The 13033-nt window shown below is 45.2% G+C and carries 12 protein-coding genes and 2 pseudogenes; 11 read left to right on the top strand and 3 right to left on the bottom strand.

Annotated elements, in window-relative coordinates; all coding sequences use genetic code 11:
• The first annotated feature begins 307 nt into the window (after positions 1-307).
• The 6 genes and pseudogenes from rsxC (at position 308) to JCM10519_RS21455 (ending at position 5396) form a co-directional block, all read left to right on the top strand.
• Positions 308-1630 (top strand): electron transport complex subunit RsxC, encoded by a 1323-nt coding sequence (gene rsxC / locus JCM10519_RS21480; protein ID WP_054741717.1) that lies wholly within the window; start codon positions 308-310, stop codon positions 1628-1630.
• An 11-nt stretch (positions 1631-1641) separates the two neighbouring features.
• A complete protein-coding gene (locus tag JCM10519_RS21475) occupies positions 1642-2565 on the top strand; it encodes an RnfABCDGE type electron transport complex subunit D (RefSeq protein WP_054741715.1) in 924 nt (307 codons plus the stop codon).
• A 1-nt stretch (position 2566) separates the two neighbouring features.
• Entirely contained in the window at positions 2567-3181 is a 615-nt protein-coding gene (locus JCM10519_RS21470; protein ID WP_054741713.1) for an RnfABCDGE type electron transport complex subunit G, read from the top strand.
• Positions 3182-3192: 11 nt separating this feature from the next.
• Positions 3193-4001 (top strand): annotated as a pseudogene (locus tag JCM10519_RS21465) (electron transport complex subunit E).
• A gap of 12 nt (positions 4002-4013) precedes the next feature.
• Positions 4014-4592 (top strand): electron transport complex subunit RsxA, encoded by a 579-nt coding sequence (gene rsxA, locus JCM10519_RS21460; protein ID WP_054741712.1) that lies wholly within the window; start codon positions 4014-4016, stop codon positions 4590-4592.
• A gap of 15 nt (positions 4593-4607) precedes the next feature.
• Positions 4608-5396 (top strand): 4Fe-4S binding protein, encoded by a 789-nt coding sequence (locus JCM10519_RS21455; protein ID WP_054741710.1) that lies wholly within the window; start codon positions 4608-4610, stop codon positions 5394-5396.
• Positions 5397-5527: 131 nt separating this feature from the next.
• Here the strand turns inward: JCM10519_RS21455 and uxaC are convergent.
• From uxaC to JCM10519_RS32785, 3 genes and pseudogenes are all read right to left on the bottom strand, one after another.
• Positions 5528-6932: pseudogene (gene uxaC, locus JCM10519_RS21450) on the bottom strand (glucuronate isomerase).
• Between the two features lie 29 nt (positions 6933-6961).
• On the bottom strand, positions 6962-7636 hold the full coding sequence (locus JCM10519_RS21445; RefSeq protein ID WP_347845077.1) for a substrate-binding domain-containing protein: 675 nt from the start codon (positions 7634-7636) through the stop codon (positions 6962-6964).
• Positions 7566-7964 (bottom strand): LacI family DNA-binding transcriptional regulator, encoded by a 399-nt coding sequence (locus JCM10519_RS32785; RefSeq protein ID WP_347845076.1) that lies wholly within the window; start codon positions 7962-7964, stop codon positions 7566-7568. Before JCM10519_RS32785 ends, JCM10519_RS21445 begins: the two co-directional genes overlap by 71 nt.
• A 215-nt stretch (positions 7965-8179) precedes the next feature.
• Here JCM10519_RS32785 and JCM10519_RS21440 point away from each other — a divergent pair, with 215 nt between their 5' ends.
• From JCM10519_RS21440 to JCM10519_RS21420, 5 genes are all read left to right on the top strand, one after another.
• On the top strand, positions 8180-8941 hold the full coding sequence (locus tag JCM10519_RS21440; RefSeq protein WP_054741708.1) for an IclR family transcriptional regulator C-terminal domain-containing protein: 762 nt from the start codon (positions 8180-8182) through the stop codon (positions 8939-8941).
• A gap of 110 nt (positions 8942-9051) precedes the next feature.
• Positions 9052-9699, top strand: coding sequence for a bifunctional 2-keto-4-hydroxyglutarate aldolase/2-keto-3-deoxy-6-phosphogluconate aldolase (locus JCM10519_RS21435; protein ID WP_054741795.1), 648 nt, complete (start codon positions 9052-9054; stop codon positions 9697-9699).
• A 98-nt stretch (positions 9700-9797) separates the two neighbouring features.
• Positions 9798-10829, top strand: coding sequence for a PfkB family carbohydrate kinase (locus tag JCM10519_RS21430; RefSeq protein WP_054741706.1), 1032 nt, complete (start codon positions 9798-9800; stop codon positions 10827-10829).
• 68 nt (positions 10830-10897) lie between these two features.
• On the top strand, positions 10898-11923 hold the full coding sequence (locus tag JCM10519_RS21425) for a PfkB family carbohydrate kinase (RefSeq protein WP_054741793.1): 1026 nt from the start codon (positions 10898-10900) through the stop codon (positions 11921-11923).
• A 260-nt stretch (positions 11924-12183) separates the two neighbouring features.
• On the top strand, positions 12184-12909 hold the full coding sequence (locus JCM10519_RS21420) for a MurR/RpiR family transcriptional regulator (RefSeq protein ID WP_347845075.1): 726 nt from the start codon (positions 12184-12186) through the stop codon (positions 12907-12909).
• Positions 12910-13033: the final 124 nt, after the last annotated feature.

Below are 13033 nucleotides of genomic sequence, written 5' to 3'. Positions count from 1 at the left end.
ATTAAAAACACTGTCAAAAAAAAGGTGGATAATCAGGAATTATAAAATAATAACCGAAATAATTGTGCTTTTATGAAAACATTATAAGATCTGTTTCTTTAAGAATTGTTATTTAATTAACAAAATGACGGGACTTTAAAGCAGGTTAGAGTACTGATAAATAAAGAGAAGTGTATATAAAACACAGTATACAATATGTATTTATGCATTGTTTCGGTTTGCGAATTATGTTATACTGTTTCAGGTGGCAAAATGCTGAAATTTTGCCAGGAGAGACAAAGAATTGTAGAGAAAGAGGGTTAGTTAAATGGGTCTGGCTACATTTAAAGGCGGCATTCATCCTTATGAAGGAAAAGAACTGTCGGAAAATAAACCTGTACAAGTGCTGCAGCCAAAAGGCGAAATGGTGTTTCCCCTGTCCCAGCATATCGGTGCACCGGCGAAACCTTTGGTTGCGGCAGGAGATCAGGTGCTGGTTGGACAGAAAATCGGGGAGCCGGGAGGCTTTATTTCTGCCTGCATAATCAGTTCTGTTTCAGGAACAGTAAAAACCATTGAACCAAGAATGGTTGCTAATGGCTCTATGGTTCCGTCGATTATCATTGAAAACGACGGGAAGTATCAGACGGTGGACGGATTCGGCAAAGAGCGTGATCCGAAGACCTTATCAAAAGAAGAGATCAGGAACCTTGTAAAAGAAGCAGGGGTTGTAGGTCTTGGCGGTGCCGGATTTCCAACTCATGTGAAGCTGACACCAAAGGAAGAATCAAAGATCGATACCATCATTGTCAACGGTGCGGAGTGCGAGCCGTACTTAACTTCTGATTACCGGATGATGTTAGAAGAGCCGGAAAGCATTATTAAGGGACTTAATATAATCCTGCAGCTGTTTGATAATGCAAAGGGAGTAATCGCCATTGAGAGCAATAAGCCGGAGGCGATCAAGCTGATGACAGAGCTTGTAAAGGATGAGCCAAGGATCACTGTCTGTCCCTTACAGACCAAGTATCCCCAGGGCGGTGAGCGCACTCTCATCTATGCGGTGACAGGAAGAAAGATCAATTCTACTATGCTTCCGGCAGATGCAGGCTGCATGGTGGACAATGTGGATACGGTGATTTCTATTTATAATGCTGTTGCAAAGAGCATTCCTTTGATCCGCCGCATCATTACGGTGACCGGAGATGCTGTGTCAAATCCCCAGAACTATAATGTGAGGATCGGGACCAGCTACAATGAGCTTTTAGAGGCTTCCGGCAGCTTTAAGACGGAACCGGAAAAGATTATTTCCGGAGGTCCTATGATGGGGCAGGCTTTGTTCAACTTAAATATTCCCGTTACAAAGACTTCCTCTGCCCTTACCTGTCTGACAAAAGACGAGGTGGCTGGTAATGCGCCCAGCGCCTGCATCCGCTGCGGAAGATGCGTAAAGGTATGTCCGGGCAACATTGTTCCGCAGATGCTTATGGAGGCGGCAGAGCGGTCTGACTTGGAACGGTTTGTAAAGATAAATGGCATGGAATGCTGCGAATGCGGCTGCTGTGCATATATCTGTCCGGCCAGAAGACCTCTTACCCAGGCATTTAAAGAGATGCGCAAAGAAGTTGCGGCAAGCAGAAAGAAAGCGTAGGAGGAGGAAGCATGAGTAAATTGTTAAATGTATCATCATCACCTCATGTAAGGGATCAGGTTACAACACAGAATATTATGCTGGATGTTGCCATTGCCATGATTCCTGCGTCTGCGTATGGTGTATATCAGTTTGGGGTAAAAGCAGCGCTGATTCTGCTGATCAGTGTATTATCCTGTGTTCTCAGTGAATATGTATTTGAATCCCTTATGGGAAAACCCATTACCGTGAGCGATGGAAGTGCCCTGGTGACCGGAATGATCCTGGGCCTTAACATGCCTCCGGCCATTCCTTTATGGATCCCGTTTCTGGGCGGTGTATTTGCCATCATCGTAGTAAAGCAGCTTTACGGCGGCCTGGGCCAGAACTTCATGAACCCGGCTCTGGCAGCAAGATGCTTCCTGCTCATTTCTTTTGCAGGCAAGATGACTGACTTTACATATAGTGACGCAGTTGCAGGTCCTACTCCCCTTGCCTCATTAAAGGCGGGTGAAGCAGTTGACTTAGCATCTATGTTCATCGGTAAAATATCAGGAACCATTGGTGAGGTATCTGTGATTGCCCTGCTTCTGGGTGCGGCCTACTTACTGGTAAGAAAAGTAATTTCCATCCGGATCCCGGCCGCTTATCTGCTCACCTTTGCTGTATTCGTGTTTATTTTCGGCCAGCATGATTTCATGTATGTGCTGACTCATTTATGCGGCGGCGGTCTTATCTTCGGTGCATTCTTTATGGCTACCGATTATGTGACCAGCCCCATCACTCCAAAGGGACAGATAATTTTCGGCGTTCTTTTGGGAGTGCTGACCGGATTATTCCGTCTTTTCGGCGGATCCGCGGAAGGTGTTTCCTATGCCATCATCATCAGCAACATCCTGGTGCCTTTGATCGAGAAGATCTCTCTTCCGGTAGCATTTGGAAAGGAGGGAAAGTAAGATGAAAAACGGTGGATTTATGAAGGACGCGTTGATTTTATTTGTGATCACCCTGATTTCCGGTTTTTTGCTGGGCGGCGCTTATCAGATTACAAAGGAACCCATTGAAAAGGCAACTGAGGCGGCCAATCTGGCAGCATATAAGAAGGTATTTCCGGAAGCGGCTGATTTTACATCGGATGAGAAGATGGAAGCAGCTGTGGAAGCCTGCAATGCTGAACTGCTTTCCCAGAATTTTGGAAAGGTCAGTGTGGACGCTGCTCTTTTGGCGGTGGATGGAAGCGGGAACGCTCTGGGCCATGTGATTACCGCTCATTCCGATGACAGCTACAGCGGAGTCGTACAGATTTCCGTTGGCATCAAGGAAGATGGAACCATTAACGGCATTGAATTTCTTGCAATCAGCGATACCCCGGGCCTGGGCTTAAAGGCAAAGGAACCGGCGTTTAAGGACCAATATGCAGGAAAGAACAAGGAATCCCTTACCGTTACGAAATCAGGCAATGCAGGTGATGGAGAGATCAATGCCATAAGCGGCGCTACCATTACATCCAGTGCAGTAACCAATGCAGTCAATGCCGCATTGTATTACGTGCATCAAAGCATTGACCGTTAGGAGGTGGGAAGATGAATAACAAATGTATGGAACGTTTATATAACGGTATTGTAAAAGAAAACCCGACCTTTATCCTGATGCTCGGCATGTGTCCGACTCTGGCTGTTACCACGTCAGCGGTGAACGGTGCGGGCATGGGGCTTTCCACGACTGTGGTGCTGCTGTTTTCCAATATGCTTATTTCAGCCCTTCGTAATATTATTCCGGACCGGGTAAGGATTCCGGCTTATATCGTTGTGGTTGCAACTCTGGTTACGATTGTGCAGCTTCTTTTACAGGCATATGTACCAAGCTTTATTCTGCACTCGGAATTTATATTCCACTTATCGTGGTAAACTGCATTATTTTAGGCCGTGCAGAATCCTATGCTTCCAAGAACGGTGTCATGGCATCTACCTTTGACGGAATTGGTATGGGACTTGGCTTCACCATTGCTCTTACCTGCATCGGACTTGTCCGTGAGCTTTTAGGTTCAGGCGCTGTATTTGGATACACCATTATTCCGGAAGATTACCATATTTCTATTTTTGTCCTTGCTCCGGGCGCATTCTTTGTGCTTTCAATCTTAACAGCTCTTCAGAATAAGTTTAAAGCGCCTTCCGCAACCAATGGTTCCGCATCCCAGTCCAAGCTGGCCTGCGGCGGCAACTGTGCTACCTGTACTGGGTCTTCCTGTATGTCCAATCATGAGATTCTTGATACCAGGAAAAAGCAGGAGGAAGAAGCCTTAAAAGCGAAGAAGGCAGAAGCGGCAAAGAAAGCAGAAGCAGCAAAAAAGGAAGCGAAATTAAATACTGCGGCTTCCAGGAAAGATGAATAGGAGGATGGATAGATGAAAGAATTGTTATTAATTGCCATTGGCTCCGCATTGGTCAACAACGTAGTGCTCAGCCAGTTCCTTGGCCTATGTCCATTCCTTGGAGTTTCCAAAAATGTGAAGACCTCTGCCGGTATGGGCGCAGCCGTTATTTTCGTAATTACCATTGCGGCATTTGCCACAAGCGTAATTTACAAGGGTATCTTAGTTGGACTTCATCTGGAGTTTTTGCAGACCATTGTGTTTATCCTGGTCATTGCGGCTCTGGTACAGTTTGTAGAAATGTTCTTAAAGAAATCCATGCCTGCTCTTTATGAGGCGCTGGGAGTGTATCTTCCTTTGATCACCACCAACTGTGCGGTTCTGGGCGTGGCCCTGACCAACGTGCAGAAGGGATATAACATTCTGGAAAGTGTTGTCAACGGGGTCGGTATTTCCGTAGGCTTTACCATTGCCATTATTATGCTGGCAGGTGTCCGTGAGAGAATCGAAAACAATGACGTTCCCCATTCCTTTAAGGGATCTCCCATTGTCCTGATTACCTCTGGTCTGATGGCAATTGCATTTTTCGGATTTTCCGGATTAATTAAATAAGGAGGAGACGAAAGAATGGTAACAGGTATTGTATTTGCGGCAGCCGTTGTAGGCATCATCGGTATTTTGATCGGTGTGTTCTTGGGTATTGCCAGCGAAAAGTTTAAAGTAGAGGTTGATGAAAAAGAGATCCTTGTCCGTAATGAGCTTCCGGGTAACAACTGCGGCGGCTGCGGATATGCAGGCTGTGACGCGCTGGCTAAGGCCATTGCACTGGGCCAGGCAGATGTTTCCGCCTGTCCGGTGGGCGGTGCAGCAGTAGCGGAGCGGATCGGAGAGATCATGGGAGTTTCAGCCGGTTCCGCGGAAAAGAAGGTTGCTTTTGTAAAATGTAAAGGAACCTGCGATAAGACAAAGGTTCAGTATAATTATTACGGAATTGACGACTGCCGGATGATCTCGGTGGTTCCCGGCTCCGGTGAAAAGGCCTGTGTCTATGGCTGTATGGGATACGGCTCCTGTGTAAAGGCCTGTGAATTTGACGCCATCCATGTAGTTGACGGAATAGCAGTGGTGGATAAGGAGAAATGCGTAGCCTGCGGCAAATGTGTTTCTTCCTGCCCCAACCATCTCATTGACCTGGTTCCGTACAAGGCAAAGCATCTGGTTCAGTGTAATTCCCATGACAGGGGCAAGGATGTGAAGGCCAAGTGTGAGGCTGGCTGTATTGGTTGTATGCTGTGTACAAAGCAGTGTGAATTTGACGCCATTCACATGGATAACAATGTTGCTGTGATTGACTATGAGAAATGTACGAATTGCGGAAAATGCGCTGAAAAATGTCCAGTTAAGGTGATTCAGTAAAATAAAAAGGAGTTCGATCTTTTGCGAAAGGATCGAGCTCCTTTTTCCGTTGAAATATGTAAGAGGCAATAGTCCTCTTCCATGAAAAGCCTGGCGGGAGAATGGTGGAAGCCTACATTCTGTCCCTGGGATTAAATTTCAAAATTAAAATACTTTACAGCATTATTATAGGAAATTCCCTCAATGATTTCTTTTAAGGCCTCCGGATCATCTGGATATTCTCCGTTTTCCACCCATCCGCCGACCAGCTCGCAGAGGATTCTGCGGAAGTATTCGTGTCTGGTATAGGATAAGAAGCTTCTGGAATCGGTGAGCATTCCGATAAAGTTACCAAGGCAGCCCAAGTTTGCCAGGGAGATCATCTGCTCGGTCATGCCGGTCTTGTGATCGTTGAACCACCATGCGGAGCCCTGCTGGATCTTTCCGGGGAATCTACTCTGGAAGCAGCCCAGGATGGTGCCGATGGAGGCATTGTCATTGGGATTTAAGGAATAGATGATGGTTTTGGGAACCTCATCGGTTGCGCTCAATGCGTTTAAGAAATCAGCCATCTGGGCGGAAGGAGCGTAGTTGTTGATGCAGTCGAAACCAGTGTCAGGTCCCAGCTTTTCAAACGCCATGGCATTGTTGTCACGCTTGCAGCCGTAATGAAGCTGCATCACCCAGCCCATTCGGTTGTATTCCTTTGCAGCAAACAGCATGAAGGCGGTCTTGTATTTCAACTCATCCTCTTTTGAGATTGTCTTGCCTGAAAGTCCGTTTGCAAAGATCGTATCAAGCTCTGCCTCATCAGCAGGAGCATACATAACATATTCAAGGGCATGGTCGGATACGCCGCAGCCCTGGCTTGCGAAAAATTCCATGCGGTTTTTTAAAGCGGTCTTTAAGGAAGCGAAATCCTTGATTTCCACGCCGCTGACAACAGATAACTTTGCCATATAGGCTGCAAAATCCGGTTTTTCGATGTTCATGGCTTTGTCAGGTCTCCAGGCAGGAAGCACCTTTACTTCAAAGGTTGAATCAGCGGCAATTTTCTTATGCCACTCCAGGGTATCTGCAGGATCGTCGGTGGTGCAGATCAGCTTGACACCTGACTGCCTGATTAAGCTGCGGACGCTCATGGAATCTTCCTGAAGCTTTTGATTGCACAGATTCCATACCTCTTCCGCTGTATTGCCGCTTAAATGGCCGGTATAGCCGAAATATCTCTGAAGCTCTAAATGGCTCCAGTGGTAGAGCGGATTGCCGATCAGTTTTGGCAGGATTTCTGCCCATTTCTGGAATTTCTCACGGTCGGAAGCATCCCCTGTAATATATCTTTCATCCACGCCGCAGGAACGCATCTGACGCCATTTGTAATGATCGCCGCCTAACCATACCTGGGTAATGGTATCAAACTTACGGTCTTCATAGATTTCCTGAGGGTTGATATGGCAGTGGTAGTCTACGATAGGCATGTTTTCTGCATAAGTGTGATAAAGCTTTTTCGCTGAATCGGTAGACAGTAAAAAAATCCTTGTCCATAAACTGTTTCATGTTAGAGAGTCCTCCTTGAATATGTGAAATTAAAAATTAGTGGTACCTCGTTTTATCAGCTCCGGAGTGATGGTGGTCTTTACCGGCACGTTTCCCACCTCAAGCACCTTCATTAAGGTGTTTACGGTGGTGGTACAAAGGGCTTCCACCTTATTGTCCACAGAAGTAATTTCCGGAGTCGTGCACCTGGACAGAATGGAATTATTGTATCCGATGATGCTCAAATCCTGAGGAATCTTAAGTCCCGCATTGTCTGCATATTTTACGGCTCCAACGGCCAGAATATCCTCGGAAGCCAGTACAGCATCAAAATGTACACCGGAATGGGAAACCATGTTCAGGCGTTCCGTGGCAGCTTCTAAGTCCTTATTGCAAAGCACCATAAGCTCGTCCCGGATCATAAAACCGGCATCTCTTACGGCATCCCGGTAGCCGGAAAGCTTGTGGAAATTGCTGAAGGAATTTCCGGAATAAAGATAGAGCACCGAAGAACGGCCGGAACGGTAAAGCCGTAAAGTGGCATCGTAGACTGCGGCGTGGTCATCGCAGACTGTGCTGTAGATCTGTTCCCCCTCAAGCTGACCGTTGACCAGCATAATGGGGAGATCCTTTGCCGCCTCCAGAAGATAGGCGTTATCCTTTGGCTTTGCTTCTATATAATGGGAACCGGTCAGGATGATGGCATCCACCCGTTTGGAACGCAAAAGTTCCAGATATTTTTTTCTTGGTTTCAGGAAGATAGCCGGTGCAGCAGAGGAGAGAATCGTAACCATTGCCCCTTAATTCCTTTTCCAGAAAGTAAATGGCCTCTGCAAGCCATGGGTCGGAAGAATCGGCGCACATGATTCCAATGGTCTTCATGGTATTTAGCCCCAGGCTTCTGGCGAATACATTGGGGGTATAACCCAGTTCCTCCATGACGTCGAGAACCCGTTTTCTGGTCTTTTCGCTGACATTGGGATTTCCGTTGATGACGCGGGAAACGGTGGCAATCGATACGTGAGCATGTTCGGAAACATCATAGATATTCAAAAGCATCACCTCCGTAATTGTAAGTATTTACATACCCAGTTCATTATACATAATTATGATAAATATTACAATCCCTGATTTTTTATTTTCGCAAAATACCCAATAAAGCCCCTATATTTTTGTAAATACTTACAAATGTTTCGTATATACGAAATAATCTTGCTTTTTTTCCGGTTTTCCGGAGTATACTAGGACATAGAAATGGAGGCCAAGCCATGAAACTAAACAGAACGACTCAAAGGACTGTAGAAATATTAAAACTGATATCCAGAACACCGGAAGGCGCCACTCTGGATGATCTCTGTGAAAAGCTTAATCTGCCTAAGACCAGTGCCTACGATATTGTGACAACCCTTGCTGAGATGGGCATGGTGAATGTGGCCAGGGGACAAAAGCAAAATTATACCATAGGCCTGATGTCCTACCGCATCGGCATTAACTATACCAATAATCTGGATTTTATCGGGATCATAGAGCCGGTACTCAAGGTATTTTCAAAGGAAGTGGGAAAAACAGTCTTCTTTGGAATTCCGTCGGATCATCATGTGGTATACATATGTAAGTTCGAACCGGAAAACCCTATTATTACCACAGCCACCGTTGGTTCCAAAAATCCCATGTACTGTACCTCCCTTGGAAAGGTGATCCTTGCTTACAGCGATGATGAGACCAGAGAGCAGATGATCAACCGGCTGAAATTCACCCAGTACACCGAGAGGACCATAAGGAACAAGGGGCAGCTTCTTGAAGAACTGAAAAAGGTCCGGGAAAGAGGCTATGCTTTCGATGCCAGAGAGATGGAGGAGCATATGCAGTGTGTGGGAGCCCCGGTTTTTGACCGGGATGGCAATGTGCTTGGAGCCATCAGCGTGTCCAGTCTTTATAAGCCTTCTAATGATTATGAGGCCTTGGGAAAGCTGGTTTCCGAAAAGAGCATGGAGGTTTCCCGTTTGTTAGGCTTTCTTGGAAAAATATAAGGAATACCTGTTGACAAAATGGAAGGAAACGATTAATATTTCAAGTATAGGAATCGTAAATATGAAATTAATTCGTATATACGAAAATAAAGAAGGAGAGTTGAAGGATGATGAAAAAAGAACAGGTTTTATCAAAGATGAAAAAAGACTGTCTGGTAGCTGTTGTTCGTGCAAAGGACTTTGAACAGGGCGAAAAGGTAGTTGACGCCATCATTGCAGGCGGCATCAATTTTATTGAAATCACAATGACCATGGATGAAGGAAATCCAATTGAATTCATCGCAAAAATGTCTGAAAAATATAGAAAAAATGAAGATGTTGTTATTGGAGCAGGTACTGTTCTTGATCCGGAGACAGCAAGAGCAGCAATCCTTGCAGGCGCTAATTACGTAGTAAGCCCAGGCTTAAATGTTGAGACGATCAAGCTTTGCAACCGTTACAGAGTGCCTATGCTTCCAGGCGTTATGACACCTACCGAAGCGATCACCGCATTGGAGTGCGGCTGTGACGTCATCAAGATCTTCCCAGGTAACATCATGGGACCGGAAGCGATCAGCTCCTTTAAAGGACCTCTTCCCCAGGGTGATTTCATGCCATCCGGCGGTGTTGACGTTGACAACGTTGATAAGTGGATCAAGGCAGGAGCCTATGCCGTTGGTACCGGAAGCAGCTTAACAAAGGGCGCTAAGACAGGTGATTTTGCAGCAGTAACAGCTAAGGCAAAGGAATTCGTTGAGGCAGTGGCAGCAGCAAGGTGAATGACGGCGAAGCCGGCATAGAAGGCCCCCTGGGGGCACGCAGATTAAGAAAAACTAATAATAAAAATTAATAATAGAATTTTAGGAGAGAATACAAAATGGCAAAACTGGTAACCATGGGCGAGATCATGTTAAGATTATCTACCCCAAATAATGAGAAGTTCATTCAGGCAGATGAGTTTGATGTAAACTACGGCGGCGGTGAAGCTAACGTGGCTGTTTCTCTGGCAAACTATGGACATGATACGGAGTTTGTAACAGCAGTTCCTAAGAATCCCATCGGTGAGTGTGCAGTAGCTGCTTTAAGAAAATACAACGTAGGAACAAAGCACATTGCAAAATGCGGCGAAAGACTTGGTATCTACTATTTAGAGACAGGTTCTGCCATGAGAGCGTCTGCAGTAGTATATGACAGGGCACATTCCTCCATCGCTACGGCAACAGCAGCTGATTTTAATTTTGACGAGATCTTTAAGGATGCAGACTGGTTCCATTTCACAGGAATCACACCGGCAGTAAGCGATGAAGCAGCAGAATTGACAGAGGCAGCTTTAAAGGCAGCCAAGGCTCATGGCGTAACAGTTTCTGTAGACTTAAACTTCCGTAAGAAATTATGGTCTTCTGAGAAGGCTCAGAAAGTTATGACAAACCTGATGCAGTATGTTGATGTTTGCATCGGCAATGAAGAGGATGCAGAAAAGGTTCTTGGCTTTAAGCCAGGCAACACCGATGTAACCTCCGGTGAGCTGGAATTACAGGGCTATGTAGACATCTTCAATCAGATGATTGATAAGTTTAACTTTAAATATGTGATCAGCTCCCTGCGTGAAAGCTACTCAGCTTCCGACAACGGCTGGTCTGCATGCATCATGGATGGCGCGACCCGTGAGTTCTACCACTCCAGAAAATACCGCGTTACCCCTATCGTTGACCGCGTAGGCGGTGGTGATTCCTTCGCAGCAGGCGTGATCTGCGGGCTGGTTGACGGCAAAGACTTTAAGGGCGCTCTGGAATTTGGTGTTGCAGCATCTGCATTAAAGCACACCATTCCTGGAGACTTCAACCTGGTAACCAGAGAAGACGTGGATACTCTGGCTGGCGGCGACGGTTCAGGCCGTGTTCAGAGATAATTTATGATAAGAGATGGGAGTCATTGATCAATGGCTCCCTTTTTAAAAATGATGGAGGTAAGTTCAAAATGATTGACAGACCTTTTGATTTATTGAGCCTGGGAGAACTGCTTTTGCGTTTGTCTCCGGAGGGCGTGGAACGTCTGGTCCGGGGAAGTTCCTTTCAGAAGCAGGTGGGAGGAGCAGAGTTAAACGTTGCAGTAGGCGCCTCCCTGCTAGGGCTTCACACTGGCGTGGTTACTCAGCTTCCGTCCAATGACATAGGAAATTTTGTGAAAAACAAAGTGCGCTCCTACGGGATCAGCGATGACTATTTTGTCTATGATGATAGCTCCAACGCAAGGCTCGGGCTTTATTACTATGAATACGGAGCATATCCAAGAAAGCCCAAGGTCATTTACGACAGGAAGAACAGTTCCTTTGTTCAAATCAGCACTTCCTCTTTCCCGGAGGAAATGTATAAGGCAACTACTTGTTTTCACACCACAGGCATTACCCTGGCTCTATGTGAAAACACCAGAAATACTGCCGTTGAAATGATCAGGAAATTCAAGGAAACGGGGACTATCATTTCTTTTGATGTGAATTTCCGGGGCAATCTCTGGACCGGTGAGGAAGCCAGGGAATGCATTGAACAGATTCTTCCTTATGTGGATATTTTCTTCTGTTCTGAAGAAACGGCCAGGCTGACCTTTAAGAAAGAGGGAACAGCCAAAGAAATGATGAAGAGCTTTACAGAGAAATATCCCATTTCCGTGGTGGCTTCCACGCAGAGAATCGTCCACAGTCCAAAGAGTCACACCTTTGGTTCCGTGATTTATGATGCTTCTAAAAAGGAGTATTACGAGGAAGAACCGTACCGCAATATTGACGTTGTGGACCGGATCGGAAGCGGAGATGCCTATATTTCAGGAGCTCTTTATGGTTTATTAAGCAGCGGAGGCGATTGCATGAAGGCTGTCCAATACGGCAATGCCACCGCTGCATTAAAGAATACCATACCCGGTGACCTTCCCACTTCTGATTTAAGCGAGGTCAATACCATTATCAAGGATCATAACACCACAGGTCCTCAAAGTGAAATGAGCCGATAAATGAAACAATACCCTGGTAGTCAGGCACAGATTTTCTTTTGCGCTGACTACCAGGGTATTGTTGACTTTTCTATGGAGCATATTCTTTAATCAGTGTAAGGGTGTATACATATGAACATCTGGCCTTTATCTGACTTAGGGTTTTTATTCCCGGAATCGCCAGATTAGTAATGTTGCTTACTGCATACATTAATATTTACAGTAAACTTTTAGGATGTTATAATCGGGATGGAATTTTACCTGAAAGGCAGGGGGTATATATGAAATTAGAGGAATTGGTTAACAGCAATTACAGCAGGCTGAATCAAAACGACCTTTACATATGGAAATATATATGGGGCAATAAACGGGAGTGCTGTGAGATGTCCAGTGATGAACTGGCAAAGAAATGCAATGTTTCAAGGACTACAATTTCCAGATTTATGCAGAAGCTGTCTTTGGAGGGATTCGGGGAATTTAAAGTAAGATTGAAGATGGAATTTGACAGCATCGCTAATACAAAGGATATCAGCCTTGATGATGTTTGTGAAAATTATTACAAAACGATCCGGGATATCAAGGAAAAGGATACCCAGGAAATGTGTCGCATGATATACAGGGCAAAACGCCTCTTTGCCTATGGCACAGGAACTGTACAAGTAGAGGTTGCAAATGAACTGAAACGGAATTTTATCATGGTGGATAAATTTTTCGTCATACTGTACGGTGAGAGTGAGATGAATATCTTGCTGAAAAATGCAACAGAAGAGGATTTGATTGTCATTATATCAGTGTCCGGTGAAACAAAATCCGGAGTTGAATATGCGAAAAAGATAAAATTAAAGGGAATCCCCTCCATTTCCATCACAAAACTATCAGATAATTCCATTGCCAGGATGTGTGACCAGAATTTATATATCACCACTCAAAATATAAAGATGGAAAACGGAATTAACTGCGAGAGCATGAGCCAGTATTTTATTCTGGCTGAAATATTGTTTTTTTAAATATATCATGTATTTACAGCAGTTGGAAAAAAATAATATAATACTGTGATTGACAAAAAACAGTAAAAGCTGGCTCAGTACTTCTGGCCCAGCTTTTTTTATTGTGAATAATGGTAAAGAAATC

This window comes from Clostridium sp. NkU-1 (genome assembly GCA_001312405.1).
This window is presented reverse-complemented; position numbering and strand designations above follow the sequence as displayed.

Bases quoted from the DNA above. Each gene is read 5' to 3' on its own strand.
- JCM10519_RS21435 (WP_054741795.1), top strand. From the start codon at position 9,052: ATGAAAAAAGAACAGGTTTTATCAAAGATGAAAAAAGACTGTCTGGTA.
- JCM10519_RS21475 (WP_054741715.1), top strand. From the start codon at position 1,642: ATGAGTAAATTGTTAAATGTATCATCATCACCTCATGTAAGGGATCAG.
- rsxC (WP_054741717.1), top strand. From the start codon at position 308: ATGGGTCTGGCTACATTTAAAGGCGGCATTCATCCTTATGAAGGAAAA.
- JCM10519_RS21425 (WP_054741793.1), top strand. From the start codon at position 10,898: ATGATTGACAGACCTTTTGATTTATTGAGCCTGGGAGAACTGCTTTTG.
- JCM10519_RS21455 (WP_054741710.1), top strand. From the start codon at position 4,608: ATGGTAACAGGTATTGTATTTGCGGCAGCCGTTGTAGGCATCATCGGT.
- JCM10519_RS21420 (WP_347845075.1), top strand. From the start codon at position 12,184: ATGAAATTAGAGGAATTGGTTAACAGCAATTACAGCAGGCTGAATCAA.
- JCM10519_RS21430 (WP_054741706.1), top strand. From the start codon at position 9,798: ATGGCAAAACTGGTAACCATGGGCGAGATCATGTTAAGATTATCTACC.
- rsxA (WP_054741712.1), top strand. From the start codon at position 4,014: ATGAAAGAATTGTTATTAATTGCCATTGGCTCCGCATTGGTCAACAAC.
- JCM10519_RS21440 (WP_054741708.1), top strand. From the start codon at position 8,180: ATGAAACTAAACAGAACGACTCAAAGGACTGTAGAAATATTAAAACTG.
- JCM10519_RS21470 (WP_054741713.1), top strand. From the start codon at position 2,567: ATGAAAAACGGTGGATTTATGAAGGACGCGTTGATTTTATTTGTGATC.